The 14,702-nt window shown below is 71.0% G+C and carries 14 protein-coding genes; 6 read left to right on the plus strand and 8 right to left on the minus strand.

Annotated elements, in window-relative coordinates:
* Nucleotides 1-124: 124 nt before the first annotated feature.
* Nucleotides 125-2,065: a Stk1 family PASTA domain-containing Ser/Thr kinase gene (gene pknB, locus ASD48_RS01915; protein ID WP_057599572.1), complete on the plus strand. Its 1,941-nt coding sequence runs from the start codon at nucleotides 125-127 to the stop codon at nucleotides 2,063-2,065.
* 45 nt (nucleotides 2,066-2,110) lie between these two features.
* On the plus strand, nucleotides 2,111-2,989 hold the full coding sequence (locus tag ASD48_RS01920) for a deoxyribonuclease IV (protein ID WP_079073569.1): 879 nt from the start codon (nucleotides 2,111-2,113) through the stop codon (nucleotides 2,987-2,989).
* Between the two features lie 30 nt (nucleotides 2,990-3,019).
* Here the strand turns inward: ASD48_RS01920 and ASD48_RS01925 are convergent, their stop codons facing one another.
* Nucleotides 3,020-3,652: a sulfite oxidase-like oxidoreductase gene (locus ASD48_RS01925; RefSeq protein WP_057599574.1), complete on the minus strand. Its 633-nt coding sequence runs from the start codon at nucleotides 3,650-3,652 to the stop codon at nucleotides 3,020-3,022.
* Nucleotides 3,653-3,853: 201 nt separating this feature from the next.
* On the opposite strand from ASD48_RS01925, the gene bfr reads away from it, so the two are divergent.
* Nucleotides 3,854-4,333: a bacterioferritin gene (bfr, locus tag ASD48_RS01930; RefSeq protein WP_020129964.1), complete on the plus strand. Its 480-nt coding sequence runs from the start codon at nucleotides 3,854-3,856 to the stop codon at nucleotides 4,331-4,333.
* Between the two features lie 58 nt (nucleotides 4,334-4,391).
* Here bfr and ASD48_RS01935 read toward each other — a convergent pair whose 3' ends face one another.
* Both ASD48_RS01935 and ASD48_RS01940 read right to left on the minus strand, forming a co-directional pair.
* The gene (locus ASD48_RS01935) at nucleotides 4,392-4,634 is read right to left on the minus strand and encodes a (2Fe-2S)-binding protein (protein ID WP_057599575.1); all 243 of its coding nucleotides are present in this window, start codon (nucleotides 4,632-4,634) and stop codon (nucleotides 4,392-4,394) included.
* A gap of 122 nt (nucleotides 4,635-4,756) precedes the next feature.
* Complete coding sequence (locus tag ASD48_RS01940) at nucleotides 4,757-6,109, minus strand: 3-deoxy-7-phosphoheptulonate synthase class II (RefSeq protein ID WP_057599576.1); 1,353 nt, start codon at nucleotides 6,107-6,109, stop codon at nucleotides 4,757-4,759.
* A gap of 271 nt (nucleotides 6,110-6,380) precedes the next feature.
* Between ASD48_RS01940 and ASD48_RS01945 the strand changes: the two genes are divergently transcribed.
* The gene (locus ASD48_RS01945) at nucleotides 6,381-8,288 is read left to right on the plus strand and encodes an anthranilate synthase family protein (protein WP_057599577.1); all 1,908 of its coding nucleotides are present in this window, start codon (nucleotides 6,381-6,383) and stop codon (nucleotides 8,286-8,288) included.
* Between the two features lie 112 nt (nucleotides 8,289-8,400).
* Here the strand turns inward: ASD48_RS01945 and ASD48_RS01950 are convergent, their stop codons facing one another.
* The 4 genes from ASD48_RS01950 to ASD48_RS01965 form a co-directional block, all read right to left on the minus strand.
* A complete protein-coding gene (locus ASD48_RS01950) occupies nucleotides 8,401-9,429 on the minus strand; it encodes a 6-phosphofructokinase (protein ID WP_057599578.1) in 1,029 nt (342 codons plus the stop codon).
* 131 nt (nucleotides 9,430-9,560) lie between these two features.
* Complete coding sequence (locus ASD48_RS01955; protein WP_057599579.1) at nucleotides 9,561-10,241, minus strand: response regulator transcription factor; 681 nt, start codon at nucleotides 10,239-10,241, stop codon at nucleotides 9,561-9,563.
* Nucleotides 10,238-11,467, minus strand: coding sequence for a DUF5931 domain-containing protein (locus tag ASD48_RS01960; protein ID WP_057599580.1), 1,230 nt, complete (start codon nucleotides 11,465-11,467; stop codon nucleotides 10,238-10,240). The genes ASD48_RS01955 and ASD48_RS01960 overlap by 4 nt, the downstream gene beginning before the upstream one ends.
* Nucleotides 11,468-11,520: 53 nt before the next feature.
* Nucleotides 11,521-12,294 carry a lysophospholipid acyltransferase family protein gene (locus ASD48_RS01965; RefSeq protein WP_057600952.1) on the minus strand — a complete coding sequence of 258 codons (774 nt, stop codon included), beginning with the start codon at nucleotides 12,292-12,294 and terminating at the stop codon, nucleotides 11,521-11,523.
* 158 nt (nucleotides 12,295-12,452) lie between these two features.
* On the opposite strand from ASD48_RS01965, the gene ASD48_RS01970 reads away from it, so the two are divergent.
* Both ASD48_RS01970 and ASD48_RS01975 read left to right on the plus strand, forming a co-directional pair.
* A complete protein-coding gene (locus ASD48_RS01970) occupies nucleotides 12,453-13,232 on the plus strand; it encodes an alpha/beta fold hydrolase (RefSeq protein ID WP_057600953.1) in 780 nt (259 codons plus the stop codon).
* A complete protein-coding gene (locus ASD48_RS01975; protein ID WP_057599581.1) occupies nucleotides 13,225-13,911 on the plus strand; it encodes a hypothetical protein in 687 nt (228 codons plus the stop codon). Before ASD48_RS01970 ends, ASD48_RS01975 begins: the two co-directional genes overlap by 8 nt.
* On the opposite strand, the gene ASD48_RS01980 is transcribed toward ASD48_RS01975, so the two are convergent.
* Entirely contained in the window at nucleotides 13,908-14,669 is a 762-nt protein-coding gene (locus ASD48_RS01980; RefSeq protein ID WP_057599582.1) for an endonuclease/exonuclease/phosphatase family protein, read from the minus strand. The genes ASD48_RS01975 and ASD48_RS01980 overlap by 4 nt on opposite strands.
* Between the last annotated feature and the right edge of the window lie 33 nt (nucleotides 14,670-14,702).

The following is a 14,702-nucleotide window of genomic DNA, read 5'->3' on the forward strand; positions in this document are numbered from 1 at the left end:
ACCGTCCGGTCTGCGGACACGGGAGTCGCGGGACGCGTGGGTTGCGTCACAGGACGGCTCCAGTCGCGCTGCGATCGCGGTGGAACCGGCGGAGGTGTCGGCGGCGGCTCGTAGACTCACCTGCGTGGACACGACCCTTCAGGACCCTCTGGTCGGGCAGCTGCTCGACGGCCGGTATCGCGTAGAGGCGCGGATCGCGGTCGGCGGTATGGCCACGGTCTACCGGGCCGTGGACACCCGCCTGGACCGCGTGCTCGCGCTCAAGGTGATGCACCCGGCGCTCGCCGCCGACGGGGCGTTCGTCGAGCGGTTCATCCGGGAGGCGAAGTCGGTCGCCCGGCTCGCCCACCCGAATGTCGTTCAGGTGTTCGATCAGGGTGCCGACGGGTCGTACGTCTATCTCGCCATGGAGTACATCGCCGGATGCACGCTGCGCGATGTGCTGCGGGAGCGCGGGGCGCTCCAGCCACGGGCCGCGCTCGACATCCTGGAGCCCGTGCTGGCCGCGCTCGGCGCCGCGCACCGGGCCGGGTTCGTGCACCGGGACATGAAGCCCGAGAACGTGCTGATAGGGGACGACGGGCGGGTCAAGGTCGCGGACTTCGGGCTGGTCCGGTCCGTCGACACGGTGACCAGCACCACGGGAGCCGTGCTCGGCACCGTCGCCTATCTCGCCCCCGAGCAGATCGAGCAGCCCGGCGCCGCCGACCCCCGCGTCGACGTGTACGCGTGCGGGGTGGTGCTCTACGAGATGCTCACCGGTGAGAAGCCTCACGACGGCGACTCCCCCGCGATCGTGCTCTACAAGCACCTGCACGAGGACGTCCCGCCGCCGTCGGCCCTCGTCCCCGGGATGCCCTTCGAGCTGGACGAGCTCGTGGCGTCGGCCACCGCCCGCACCCCCGGCGTCCGGCCGTACGACGCCGTCGCGCTGCTCGGGCTGGTACGGGAGGCGCGCGCACCGCTCACCGCGGACCAGCTGGACGCGATGCCGCCGCAGGCGGTCACCGCCGGACACGACAACGCCGAGGACCGGACGAGCGTGATCCCGCGCTCGCTCACCGTGCCCCGTCCGCTGCCCGTCAACGACGACGACCCCGCCGACGGCGAGGACCCGCTCAACCGCACCTCCCGCTTCCAGAGCGGGCCGCCCCTGCCGCCCCGTCGCCGTTCCGCACGGCCCCGGCGCGGGGTGCTCGCGCTCATCGCCGCCGTCCTGCTGGTGTTCGGCGTGGGTGCCGGTGTCTGGTACATCAACTCCGGCCAGTTCACCAAGGTCCCCGCGGTGCTGACGCAGAAGGAGGCGGAGGCAAGGACACGCCTGGAGGCCGCCGGCCTCGAGGTCGGCAAAGTGCGGCACCAGCACAGCGACACCGTGAAGCGCGGCACCGTCATGGACACCGACCCCGATCCGGGCGCCCGGATCCGCAAGCACGACTCCGTGACGCTCACCGTCTCCGACGGCCCGGAGATCGTGAAGGTGCCGGACGTGACGGGCTCGCGGCTGGACAAGGCCGAGGAGCTGCTGAAGACGGACGGCCTGGAGCCGGGTCTGGTCACCCAGGAGTTCAGCGAGGACGTCCTCAAGGGCTTCGTGATCAGCACCGACCCGGAGGCGGGCACGAAGCGCCGCGCGGGCACCGCGGTGGCGATCGTGGTCAGCAAGGGCAGCCCGATCGACATCCCGGACGTCACCGGAGACGCCCTGAACGACGCCAGGACCGAGCTGCAGGAGGCCGGCCTGAAGGTGAAGGTCGCCACCGAGCAGGTCAACTCCGAGTTCGACAAGGGCCTGGTCGCGGCGCAGACCCCGGAGGAGGGCAGCGAGGCCGCCGAGGGCGACACGGTGACGCTGACGCTCTCCAAGGGGCCGGAGATGGTCGAGGTCCCGGATGTGGTCGGGGCGAGCGTCGACGATGCCAAGTCGCTCCTGGAGCAGTCCGGGTTCGAGGTCGAGGAGGACCGGGGGCTGCTCGGGATCTTCGGCGACACCGTGAAGAGCCAGTCCGTGGACGCCGGCGACAGGGCGCCCAAGGGGTCGACGATCACGATCACCATCCGGTGACCGGGCGGTGCCGGGGCGGTGCGCGGGGCATGACACCCTGACCGGGTGAGTCCTCGTACCCCCCTCCCCTCCCGCAACCCCGTCGGCGGTCACGTACCCGTGGCCGGCGGTCTGCACGACGTGGGCATGTCGTACGCGCACGACCTCGGCGCGGAGACGGTCCAGGTCTTCGTCGCCAACCCGCGCGGCTGGGCCACTCCGGTCGGCAACCCGCGACAGGACGAGGCCTTCCGGGAGGCGTGTGCGGCCCGGTCGGTCCCGGCGTACGTACACGCGCCGTACCTGATCAACTTCGGCTCGCACACCGAGGCGACGGCCGAGAGGTCGGTGGAGTCGATGCGGCACTCACTGCGCCGCGGGCGGGAGATCGGGGCGCTGGGCGTGGTCGTGCACACGGGGAGCGCGACGGGCGGGCGGGACCGGTCGGTGGCGCTGAAGCAGGTGCGCGAGTACCTGCTGCCGCTGCTGGACGAGCTGACCCATGACGACGACCCGTTCCTGCTGCTCGAGTCCACCGCCGGCCAGGGCGCCTCGCTCTGCTCCCGGACCTGGGACTTCGGGCCGTACTTCGAGGCGCTGGACGCCCATCCGAAGCTGGGCGTCTGCCTCGACACCTGCCACATCTTCGCGGCCGGGCACGACCTGACCGGCCCGGCCGGTATGCACCAAACCCTCGATCTGCTGGTGGACACGGTCGGCGAGGGCCGGCTGAAGCTGATCCACGCCAATGACTCCAAGGACGTGGTCGGCGCCCACAAGGACCGGCACGAGAACATCGGCGCGGGTCACATCGGCGAGGACCCGTTCCGGGCGCTGATGACCCATCCGGCCACCGCGGGCGTACCGCTGATCATCGAGACGCCCGGCGGCAAGGAGGGGCACGCCGCGGACGTGGAGCGGCTGAAGAAGCTCCGGGACGGCTGACGCCGCACGGCTGACGCCGCACCGGAGGGATCAGAGTTCCGGGCCGTCGCCCGGCCCCTCCTGGTACGAGTAGCGCTGTTCCTTCCACGGGTCGCCGAGGTTGTGGTAGCCGCGCTCCTCCCAGAAGCCACGGCGGTCGGCGGTCATGTACTCGACGCCGCGGACCCACTTGGGGCCCTTCCAGGCGTAGAGGTGCGGCACGACCAGCCGCAGCGGGAAGCCGTGCTCGGCGGTGAGCAGCTCGCCGTCCTTGTGGGTGGCGAAGATCGTGCGCTCGGCGGCGAAGTCGGCCAGCCGCAGGTTCGAGCTGAAGCCGTACTCGGCCCACACCATCACATGGGTGACGTTCGGGGCGGGCGGAGCGCTCTCCAGGATGGTGCGGGCCGGGATGCCGCCCCACTCGGCGCCGAGCATGCTGAACTTCGTCACGCAGTGCAGATCGGCCACGACGGACGCGTACGGAAGGGCCGTGAACTCCTCGTGGTTCCAGCAGTGCTTCTCACCGTCGGCGGTCGCGCCGAAGACCCTGAACTCCCAGCGCTCGGGCCGGAATTTGGGCACCGGGCCGTAGTGGGTGACGGGCCATCCCCGCTGCAGTCGCTGTCCCGGCGGGAGCTCGGACACCGCTTCTTCTCCAGATTCGCGCTCCACCGGCTGACCCATGACTCCATCCTGACAGACCCCGGACGGTGCACATGACCAGCCATGACCGGGCATATCCCGAATCGGGCAACTGCTACTAAGCATGCACTAACTTACTAAGTACGCACTTACTGGACGATCTTCGGCACCGGTGCAATTATTCGGCGGCAGCCTCCCCGATTCCCCCCCACCCCGAATTCCCATGCGGAAGGAGCCTCTGCGATGCAGGGCGACCCCGAGGTCATCGAGTTCCTCAACGAGCAGCTCACCGGCGAGCTCACCGCGATCAACCAGTACTTCCTCCACGCCAAGATGCAGGAGAACTTCGGCTGGACGAAGCTCGCCAAGTACACCCGGCACGAGTCGTTCGACGAGATGAAGCACGCCGAGGTGCTGACCGACCGGATCCTGTTCCTGGACGGGCTGCCGAACTACCAGCGGCTCTTCCATGTGCGGGTCGGGCAGACGGTCAAGGAGATGTTCGAGGCCGACCGTCAGGTCGAGGTCGAGGCGATCGACCGGCTGAAGCGCGGCATCAAGGTGATGCGCGAAAAGGGTGACATCACGTCCGCGAACATCTTCGAGTCGATCCTCGAGGACGAGGAACACCACATCGACTACCTCGACACGCAGCTCGACCTGGTGGAGAAGCTCGGTGAGGCGCTGTATCTCGCGCAGCTGATCGAGCAGCCGGAGAGCTGAGCCCCTGGCCAGGCGGCTTCCCCGCGGTGCCGACCAGGCGACTTCCCCGAAGACCTGGTTAGGCGGCTTCCCCGAGGTCTTCGAACTCCTCGAGCTCGGCGAGGACCGGCCTGCCCTGGTCGGCCAGGTCGCGGCGCGGACAGGCGCCCCGGCCGAGGATCGCCTGGATACGGCGGACGCACGACCCGCAGTCCGTGCCCGCCTTGCAGGCGGAGGCTATCTGGCGGGGGGTGCAGGCTCCGTTGTCCGCGTGCTGCTGGACCTGCGCCTCGGTCACACCGAAGCAGCTGCATACGAACACGCGGATTCACCTCCTGCCGAGATCAATAAGGTTTACCTAACCTTACCCGGCGGTCGGCGGACGCAAAAGTGGAGTGGGGCGCGGATCGTATGTGATCCGCGCCCCACTCCATGACCGGAAGGTCACTGGTCCCGGTACATCTCCGCCACGAGGAAGGCCAGGTCCAGGGACTGGCTGCGGTTCAGGCGGGGGTCACAGGCCGTCTCGTAGCGCTGGTGCAGGTCGTCGACGAAGATCTCGTCGCCGCCGCCCACGCACTCGGTGACATCGTCGCCGGTCAGCTCCACGTGGATGCCGCCCGGGTGGGTGCCGAGGGCCTTGTGGACCTCGAAGAAGCCCTTGACCTCGTCGAGCACGTCGTCGAAGCGGCGGGTCTTGTGACCCGAGGCCGCCTCGTAGGTGTTGCCGTGCATCGGGTCGGTGATCCAGGCGACGGTCGCACCCGAGGCGCTGACCTTCTCGACCAGCTCGGGCAGCTTGTCGCGGACCTTGTCGGCGCCCATGCGGACGATGAAGGTCAGCCGGCCCGGCTCACGGTCGGGGTCGAGGCGCTCGATGTACTGCAGCGCCTCCTCGGCCGTGGTCGTCGGGCCGAGCTTGATGCCGATCGGGTTGCGGATCTTCGAGGCGAACTCGATGTGCGCGTGGTCCAGCTGCCGGGTGCGCTCACCGATCCACACCATGTGCGCCGAGACGTCGTACAGCCGCCCGGTGCGGGAGTCGACCCTGGTCAGGGCGGACTCGTAGTCGAGCAGCAGCGCCTCGTGCGAGGAGAAGAACTCGACCGTCTTGAACTCCTCCGGGTCGGCCCCGCAGGCGTGCATGAAGTTCAGCGCGTTGTCGATCTCGCGGGCGAGCTGTTCGTAGCGCTGACCGGACGGGGACTGCTTCACGAAGTCCTGGTTCCAGGCGTGCACCTGGCGCAGGTCGGCGTAGCCGCCGGTGGTGAAGGCGCGCACCAGGTTGAGCGTGGAGGCGGACGCGTTGTACATCCGCTTCAGGCGCTCGGGGTCCGGGATGCGGGACGCCTCGTCGAAGTCGAAGCCGTTGACCGAGTCGCCGCGGTACGTCGGCAGGGTCACGCCGTCGCGGGTCTCGGTGCTCTTGGAGCGCGGCTTGGAGTACTGGCCGGCGATCCGGCCGACCTTGACGACCGGCACCGAGGCCGCGTACGTGAGTACGGCGCCCATCTGGAGCAGCGTCTTGAGCTTGTTGCGGATCTGATCGGCGGACACCCCGTCGAACGCCTCGGCGCAGTCGCCGCCCTGGAGAAGGAACGCCTCTCCCTTGGCGACGGCCGCCATCCGGGCGCGCAGCTGGTCGCACTCGCCCGCGAAGACGAGCGGCGGATACGACTCGAGGTCCGCGATCACTGCGCGCAGAGCCTCGGTGTCGGGGTACTCGGGCTGCTGCGCCGCGGGCAGGTCTCGCCAGGTGTTGCCAGCGCTCGCGCTGGTCTTAGCGTTCACGGTCACGCCCTCAACATTACGGGGTCGTGTCGAGTCGTTTTCGCCCGGCTCGACAGGTGAGACGCACCTGTGCTCAGGTGCGCGTGGGGTAGGGTGCGTCGCATGTTCGCGCTTTCGACCCAGAACTGGTGGTGGACCGCTCATCCGGCGGCCCACTGAACTGCGCGTACGCAAGACTTCGCGAAGGCCGCCCGAGGGGCGGCCTTCGGCGTGTCCGGGGCCGTTCCTCACCGATACCGACATCGATCGAGATCGAGATCGACGGAAGAGGAACCCCATGGACCTGGCTCGGCTGCTCCACGACGACCGCCCGTTCGCCCTGCTCCGCCGCCGCACTCCCGGCCATGACGCGGACACGGTGGAGGTGCTGCTCGGCCCGGTAGCCACGTACGACCGGCTCGCCGACCTGCCCGAGGAGTGCCTGGCGCTCGTCCCCTTCCGGCAGATCCGCGAGCGCGGCTTCGACGTCCGCGACGACGGCACCCCGCTGGCGGTACTGGTTCCCGAGGAGCGTCACGTCCTGCCGCTGGCGGAGGCCCTCGACCGGCTCCCGGCGCGGGACGTGCGAGTCGAGGACGGCGGCTTCGACGTGGCCGACGAGGAGTACGCGGAGATCGTCGGGCGGGTGCTGCGGGACGAGATCGGCCGGGGCGAGGGTGCCAACTTCGTGATCCGGCGGACGTACCGGGGGCGGATCCGGGGGTTCGGCCGGGCCGACGCGCTGGCCCTCTTCCGGCGGCTCCTCGAAGGCGAGCGGGGCGCCTACTGGACGTTCGTCGTGCACACCGGGGACCGGACGCTGGTGGGAGCCAGCCCCGAGGTGCATGTGCGGATGTCCGGCGGCACGGTCGTGATGAACCCGATCAGCGGGACGTACCGCTATCCGGCGGAGGGTCCGACGCCCGAGCGGCTCCTGGACTTCCTGGCCGACGGCAAGGAGATCGAGGAGCTGTCGATGGTCGTCGACGAGGAGCTCAAGATGATGTGCACCGTCGGTGACATGGGCGGTGTGGTGATCGGACCCCGGCTGAAGGAGATGGCGCATCTCGCGCACACGGAGTACGAGCTGCGCGGCAGGTCCTCGCTGGATGTGCGGGAGGTGCTGAAGGAGACCATGTTCGCGGCGACCGTCACCGGCTCGCCCGTGCAGAACGCCTGCCGGGTCATCGAGCGGTACGAGCCCCTCGGGCCGGACGGGGTCGGGCGGGGCTACTACGCCGGCGCGCTGGCGCTGCTGGGCCGGGACCCGGGCGGGGCGCAGACCCTCGACTCCCCCATCCTCATCCGTACCGCCGACATCGACGCGGCCGGGCAGCTGCGGGTGCCGGTGGGCGCCACGCTCGTCCGGGGCTCGGATCCGGCGGGCGAGGTCGCGGAGACGCACGCGAAGGCCGCGGGCGTGCTGGCCGCGCTCGGTGTCCGGCCGGGCAGGCCGCACACGGACGGCACGCGGCCCCGACTGGCCGACGACCCCCGGGTGCGGGCGGCGCTGGACGGGCGCCGGACCTCGCTGGCGCCGTTCTGGCTGCGGATGCAGGAGCGGACGCAGGAGCTGACCGGGCACGCGCTCGTCGTCGACGGCGAGGACACCTTCACCGCGATGCTCGCGCACGTACTGCGGTCGAGCGGTCTGGAGGTGAGCGTCCGGCGCTACGACGAACCGGGGCTGACGGAGTCGGTGCTCGCGCACGAGGGGCCGGTCGTGCTCGGCCCCGGCCCCGGCGACCCGTCCGACCTGACCGACCCGAAGATGCGGTTGCTGCGAGGGCTGACCGCGCGGGTGGTGCGGGAGCACCGGCACGGTGTCCTCGGGGTCTGCCTCGGACACGAGCTGATCGCCGCGGAACTGGGGCTGGACATCGTACGCAAGGAGGTGCCGTACCAGGGGGCGCAGACGACCGTGGACCTGTTCGGGCGGGCGGAGACCGTCGGGTTCTACAACAGCTTCGTGGCGCTGTGCGACGACGAGGCGCTGCGGGAGCTGGCCGCGCGCGGGGTGGAGGTGAGCCGGGCCGCGAACGGCGAGGTGCACGCGCTGCGCGGGCCGCTCCGCGCCGAAGGCGCACCCATGAACGCGGTCGCCGGGGTGCAGTTCCATCCGGAGTCGGTGCTGACGCTGAACGGGGCCGCCGTGGTGCGGGAGTTGGTGGCCCGGGTGTGCGCCGAACCACGGCCGGCCCGGTAACGGCCGGGTCGCTAACGGCCGCCGGCCCGGTAGGCCGGGTCGGTAACGGCCGGGGTCGGTAACGGCCGGGGTCGGTAACGGCCGGGGTCGGTAACGGCCGGCCGGCGGCGCCTCAGCCGAAGAACACGCCGACCTCCGTGTACAGCTCCGGGTCCACCGTCTTCAGTCTCGCGGTGGCCTCGGCGATCGGGACGCGGACGATGTCCGTACCGCGCAGGGCGACCATCGTGCCGAAGTCGCCCTCGTGGACGGCGTCGATGGCGTGCAGGCCGAAGCGGGTGGCGAGCCAGCGGTCGAAGGCGCTCGGCGTGCCGCCGCGCTGGACGTGACCGAGGACCGTGGTGCGGGACTCCTTCCCGGTCCGCCGTTCGATCTCCTTGGCGAGCCACTCGCCGACGCCGGACAGCCGGACGTGCCCGAAGGAGTCCAGCGACCCGTCCTTCAGCACGGCGTCGCCGTCCCTGGGCATCGCGCCCTCCGCGACGACCACGATCGGGGCGTACGACGCCCGGAAGCGGGAGGTCACCCAGGCGCAGACCTGCTCGATGTCGAAGCGCTGCTCGGGGATGAGGATGACGTTGGCCCCGCCGGCCAGGCCCGAGTGCAGGGCGATCCATCCGGCGTGACGGCCCATCACCTCGACGACGAGAACGCGCATATGGGACTCGGCGGTGGTGTGCAGCCGGTCGATGGCCTCGGTGGCGATGCCCACGGCGGTGTCGAAGCCGAAGGTGTAGTCGGTGGCGGACAGGTCGTTGTCTATGGTCTTCGGGACGCCCACGCAGGGCACCTCGTACTCGTCGGAGAGCCGGGCCGCCACGCCGAGGGTGTCCTCGCCGCCGATGGTGATGAGGGCCCCCACCTTCTGCCGGGCGAGGGTGTCCTTGATCCGGCGGATGCCGTCCTCCTCCTTGAGGGGGTTGGTCCGCGAGGAGCCGAGGATCGTGCCGCCGCGGGGCAGGATGCCGCGCACGGCGGGGATGTCGAGGCGGATCGACCTCCCTTCCAGGGGGCCCCGCCAGCCGTCACGGAATCCGACGAACTCATGGCCGTACTCCTGGACGCCCTTGCGGACGACCGCCCGGATGACGGCGTTGAGGCCGGGGCAGTCCCCGCCCCCGGTCAGTACTCCGACGCGCATGGAAGTGTCCCTTCGCCGCGGTTGGCCGACGAAGGTCACGGTAATGGTGATCCAGGTCACACAGATATGCCTCGGCGGATTCAATTCCGGTGAATCTCCGGGGAATTGGCCGCCACCGTGAGCGGCCGTCGTCACTCGTCGTCGAGACCGCGCTCTATCGCGTACCGGACCAGCTCCACCCGGTTGTGGAGCTGGAGCTTGCCGAGGGTGTTCTGGACGTGGTTCTGGACCGTGCGGTGGGAGATGACGAGGCGTTCGGCGATCTGCTTGTAGCTCAGGCCCTTGGCCACCAGCCGCAGCACCTCGGTCTCCCGGTCGGTCAGCCGGGGCGCGTTCGGTTCGTCGCCGCCGCCCGCTGCGGGGCCGGGGTCCGAGGCCAGCCGGCGGTACTCACCGAGGACCAGCCCGGCCAGGCCCGGGGTGAACACCGGGTCGCCGACGGCCGTGCGGCGCACCGCGTCCAGCAGTTCCTCCGTCGACGCCGACTTCAGCAGGTAGCCGGTCGCGCCGGACTTCACCGCCTCCAGCACGTCGGCGTGCTCACCGCTCGCCGACAGCACCAGGACCCGCAGGGCCGGGTTCGCGGCGACGACCTCCTTGCAGACCTGGACGCCGGGCTTGGCCGGCAGGTTCAGGTCCAGCACCAGCACATCGGGCGTGGTGGCCCTGGCCCGGCGCACGGCCTGCTCTCCGTCGCCCGCGGTGGCGACCACGTCGAGGCCGGCCTCGGCGAGGTCCCGGGCGACGGCGTCGCGCCACATGGGGTGGTCGTCGACCACCATGACCCTGATCGGATCCTGCTGACCGCTCATCGCTGTTCCGCCTTCCCCCGTCGCATGTTCTTCTCCTTCGGCACCGTCAGTTCGACCTCCGTGCCCTGCCCCGGGGTGGAGATCAGCTCGGCGCTGCCGCCGAGGTCACGCAGCCGGCCCCGGATCGACTGGGCGACCCCGAGCCGCCCCTCGCCCTCGGCCTGCGCGAGCCGCCCCTCGGGAATGCCGGGCCCGTCGTCCCGCACGGTGATGATCACCTCGTCGGGCTCGTCCTCCACCAGGATCCAGGCCCGGGCGTCCTCTCCGGCGTGTCTGCGTACGTTGTCCAGGGCCGCCCCGACCGCCGCGGCCAGCTCCTTCGCGGCGGGCGCGGGCAGCAGCACCGGGGCGCCCGGCTCGGCGAGGTTGACGCGGGCGGCGGCGAAGGGGGCGAGCAGCGGGCGCAGGTCGACCGGGCCGGTCTGCTCCACCGGCTGCTCCTCCACCACCCGCACGACGGCACCCTCGGCCGCGTCCTGCGACACCCGCGAGACGGGTACCAGGCCACCGGCGACCAGGGTGCGCAGCGCGACCTCCTGCTCCCCGGCCATCCGCCCCAGTTCGGCCGCCTCACCGCCGAGCACCGCGCCGCGCCGCTGCACCATGGCCAGTACCTGGAGCACGCCGTCGTGGATGTCCCGGGCGAGCCGCTCCCGCTCCCTGGTCGCGGCCTCGATCTCCAGCGCGCGGGCCAGGGTGCGTTCGGAGGCGCGGGCGACCTCGACGACGTAGCCGATGGCGATGGAGGCGACCCAGACGAGGATCACGTTGTGGATGGTGTCGCGGGCCGGAGTACCGCGCTCGACCAGGTTGGCGACCGCGACAGCCGTGGACGCGAAGGCCGCCCAGCGCCAGCCGCCCTTGATGGCGAACGCCAGGACGGAGCCGGCGGTCCATATCGACGGCAGCGTCGGGCCGCCCGACTGGATGCGCTCGTGGGCGTCGGCCACGGTGGTGAGCAGGATGCCGGTGAGCGCGATGGTGAGGTCGGCGGCGAGGAAGCGCTTGGTGCAGCTCGCCGCGCTCGCGACCTTGGGCAGGGTGGCCACGGTCCAGACGAACAGGACGCAGTAGTAGCCGACGGCCACCCAGGGCCGGGCGAACCCGTCGTAGGCGGTGGCGAAGAAACCCACCGCGTACAGCATGGTGAGCACCCGGTAACCGGCGAGCGCACGCCACAGCGGCAGCTCGACCGACATCCTCATGACTCTCTCGCGCCTGGCCATCCGTCCCCCGCCCCCGGGCCCCGACTACCGACTGCCGCCCACCGGCCGCCGGACTACTGCTCTTTGTCCTTCTCGGCCTGTTCCTTCTCGGCCTGTTCCTTCTCGGCCTGCGCGAGCGCCGCCTTCGCGGCCCTCTCCGCCTCCTTCTCGGCCTTCGCCGCCTCCGTGATCTGCCGCTTGGCAGCGGTCGCGTAGATGTCGACGTACTCCTGGCCGGAGAGCTTCATGATCTCGTACATGACCTCGTCGGTCACGGCGCGCAGCACGAAGCGGTCGTGATCCATGCCCTGGTACCGGGCGAAGTCCAGCGGCCTGCCGATGCGTATGCCGGGCCGCAAGACCTTCGGCAGCACCTTCCCGGGCGGCTGGATCTTCTCCGTGTCGATCATCGCGACCGGGATCACGGGCGCGCCGGTGGCCAGCGCCACGCGCGCGAGGCCGCCCGGCTTGCCGCGGTAGAGCCGGCCGTCCGGCGACCGCGTGCCCTCGGGGTAGATGCCGAACAGCTCGCCCCGCTCGAGCACCTCCACGCCGCTCCGGATCGCCGCCTCGCCGGCCCCGCGACCGCCGGAGCGGTCCACCGGGAGCTGTCCGACGCCCTTGAAGAAGGCCGCCGTCAGCCGGCCTTTCACACCGGGCGTGGTGAAGTACTCGGCCTTCGCGATGAAAGTCACCTTGCGGTCGAGGACCGCGGGCAGGAAGAACGAGTCCGAGAAGGACAGGTGGTTGCTCGCCAGGATCGCGGGGCCCTCGGCGGGAATGTTCTCGAGGCCTTCCACCCAGGGCCTGAAGGCGACCTTCAGCGGTCCCCCGATAGCGACCTTCATCGCGCCGTACAACAAGCGAGTGCCTCCTGTTTGTGTCGCTCAGACCTTAACCCGGCGTGGCCGCAAAGGCTCCGACGACCCTGGTCGGTGTCAGTGCGGTCGCGTACGGTGAAGGACACGTCCCTCCCATGAAGAACAGACGAAGACAGGAGACCGAGGTGCCGGTCCTTCCTGGAGCCGAGCCGTACCGCCATGAAGGCGGAGAGGTCGGGGTGCTCCTCTGTCACGGCTTCACCGGTTCCCCGCAGTCGCTGCGCCCCTGGGCGCGGTACCTGGCCGGGCAGGGCCTGACCGTCTCGCTGCCGCTGCTGCCGGGACACGGCACGCGCTGGGAGGACATGGCGCTGACCGGCTGGCCGGACTGGTACGCGGAGGTGGACCGCGAGCTGCGGGCCCTGCGCGACCGGTGCTCCCGGGTGTTCGTGGCCGGCCTGTCGATGGGCGGCGCGCTGGCCCTGCGGCTCGCCGCGAAGCACGGGGAGGGGGTGGAGGGCGTCATCGTCGTCAACCCGGCGAACCGGGTGCACGGCCTGTCCGCGTACGCCCTTCCGGTGGCCCGCCATCTCGTGCGGACGACGAAAGGGATCACCAGTGACATCGCGAAGGGGGGCGTGCTGGAGAGCGGGTACGACCGGGTGCCGCTGCACTCGGCGCACTCCCTGCGCACCTTCCTGCGGATGATCGACGGCGAACTGCCGCAGGTCACCCAGCCGCTGCTGCTTCTGCACAGCGTCCAGGACCATGTCGTACCGGCCGCCGACTCGGCCCGGGTCCTCGGCCGGGTGTCGTCGACCGACGTGACCGAGATCCTGCTGGAACAGAGCTACCACGTGGCAACGTTGGACCACGATGCGGACCGGATCTTCGAGGAGAGCTACGCGTTCATCGCCCGGATCGCGCCCAGTGTCGGCAAGGAAGGGACGGCCGTAGGTGGCTGAGCACGACTCCGACCGTGAGGACCGGGAGAACCGGGACGAGCGGGACGGCCCGGAGGGCCGGGAGGGCCGCGCGTCGGAGGAGCAGAGCGTGCCCTTCGACGAGGCCGCCGCGTGGGCGGCGATCGTCGCGGGATACGGCGAGGAGCCGGCGGACCCGCCGGGCGCCAAGCCGTTCAAGTCGGTCGAGGACCTGGCGCTGCTCGAGGTCGGGACGAACGACGAGGAGTCCGGGGCGGAGCCCGGCGCGGAATCCAGGGCGGAATCCGGCCAGGAACCCGCGAAGGACACCACCAGGGACCCGGCCGACGAGCCCGGCGAGGAGAAGGAACCGGCCATGCCGCTGGGCGGCTCGATCGCCTTCGCTCCCGGGGTGGGCCCGCGCGACTACACGGCGCCCGAGGCCGCGGAGGAGGACTTCGACGGGGACGACGAGGGTCACTTCGTCCCGCCGGAGCCGCCGCCGCTGCCCGCCGCCGACACCACGGCCAAGTTCGCCTGGCTCGGGGTGATCGGCGGGCCGTTGCTGCTCCTGCTCGCGGTGCTGCTGGGCTGGGAGATGACGTGGTGGCTGTCCACCGTCGGCATCGGCGGCTTCCTCGGCGGCTTCGCCACGCTGGTGATGCGGATGCGCACGGACGACGAGGAGGACGGGGATCCGGGGCGGGGCGCGGTCGTCTAGGGCCTGTCCGCGGGGATCCTGAGGGCGGCGAGGACCGGAAGATGGTCCGTGGCCGCCCTCAAGTCGCTCCCGGTGACACCGGGAAGCCCGATCGGCACCCCACAGCCCAGCACCTCCACACCCTTCGTCACGAAGATCCCGTCGATGCGGCGGTTCGGCCCGGTGGACGGGAAGGTGTCCGCGGCACCCCAGGGCGCGGCGGCGCGGCAGTCCTGGAGCGCGGTGGCCAGACGGCCGAAGGTGCGGCCGCCCGGGCTCTCGTTGATGTCGCCGCCCGCGACGGCGTGCTCCACGCCCATCCCGGCGAGACGGTCGAGCAGCATGCCCGCCTGCTCGTAGCGCTCGGCGGCCGTCAGACCGAGGTGGCAGCCGGCTACGCCGAGGCGGGCACCGCCGAAGCGGACCACGGCGGTGGCGAGGCCCCGGCGGTGCTCGCCGGGGGTGAGCGGCAGCAGGACGTCCTCGGTGCGTTCGACGGTCGCCCGCAGCGAGCACAGGACGGCCGGACCGGCCGCCGTGCCGCCACCGGTGAGGATCACCTGGCCGGAGGCGGCCGCGAGCCGGGCGAGCTTCTTGCGCCAGCGGAAGAAGCGGGGGGCCTCCTGGACGAGGATCAGGTCGGGGGCGCAGGCCGTGATGACCCGGGCCAGGGCCTCGGTGTCGTCCCGCAGGGAGCGGATGTTGTAGCTGAGGACCCGGATGACGGCCGAACCGTCGGGCTCGGTGCGGGAGTTGGGTAGCGGCGAGGTCGTCGGCATAGCGATCAAGATACGCCGCTCCGTCCCCTACGT

It is taken from the genome of Streptomyces sp. Root1310 (assembly GCF_001426425.1).
In the GTDB taxonomy this organism is placed as follows: Bacteria; Actinomycetota; Actinomycetes; order Streptomycetales; family Streptomycetaceae; genus Streptomyces.

Bases quoted from the DNA above. Each gene is read 5' to 3' on its own strand.
- ASD48_RS01980 (WP_057599582.1), bottom strand. From the start codon at position 14,669: ATGCCGACGACCTCGCCGCTACCCAACTCCCGCACCGAGCCCGACGGT.
- ASD48_RS01965 (WP_057600952.1), bottom strand. From the start codon at position 12,294: ATGAAGGTCGCTATCGGGGGACCGCTGAAGGTCGCCTTCAGGCCCTGG.
- bfr (WP_020129964.1), top strand. From the start codon at position 3,854: ATGCAGGGCGACCCCGAGGTCATCGAGTTCCTCAACGAGCAGCTCACC.
- ASD48_RS01925 (WP_057599574.1), bottom strand. From the start codon at position 3,652: ATGGGTCAGCCGGTGGAGCGCGAATCTGGAGAAGAAGCGGTGTCCGAG.
- ASD48_RS01945 (WP_057599577.1), top strand. From the start codon at position 6,381: ATGGACCTGGCTCGGCTGCTCCACGACGACCGCCCGTTCGCCCTGCTC.
- ASD48_RS01955 (WP_057599579.1), bottom strand. From the start codon at position 10,241: ATGAGCGGTCAGCAGGATCCGATCAGGGTCATGGTGGTCGACGACCAC.
- ASD48_RS01960 (WP_057599580.1), bottom strand. From the start codon at position 11,467: ATGGCCAGGCGCGAGAGAGTCATGAGGATGTCGGTCGAGCTGCCGCTG.
- ASD48_RS01950 (WP_057599578.1), bottom strand. From the start codon at position 9,429: ATGCGCGTCGGAGTACTGACCGGGGGCGGGGACTGCCCCGGCCTCAAC.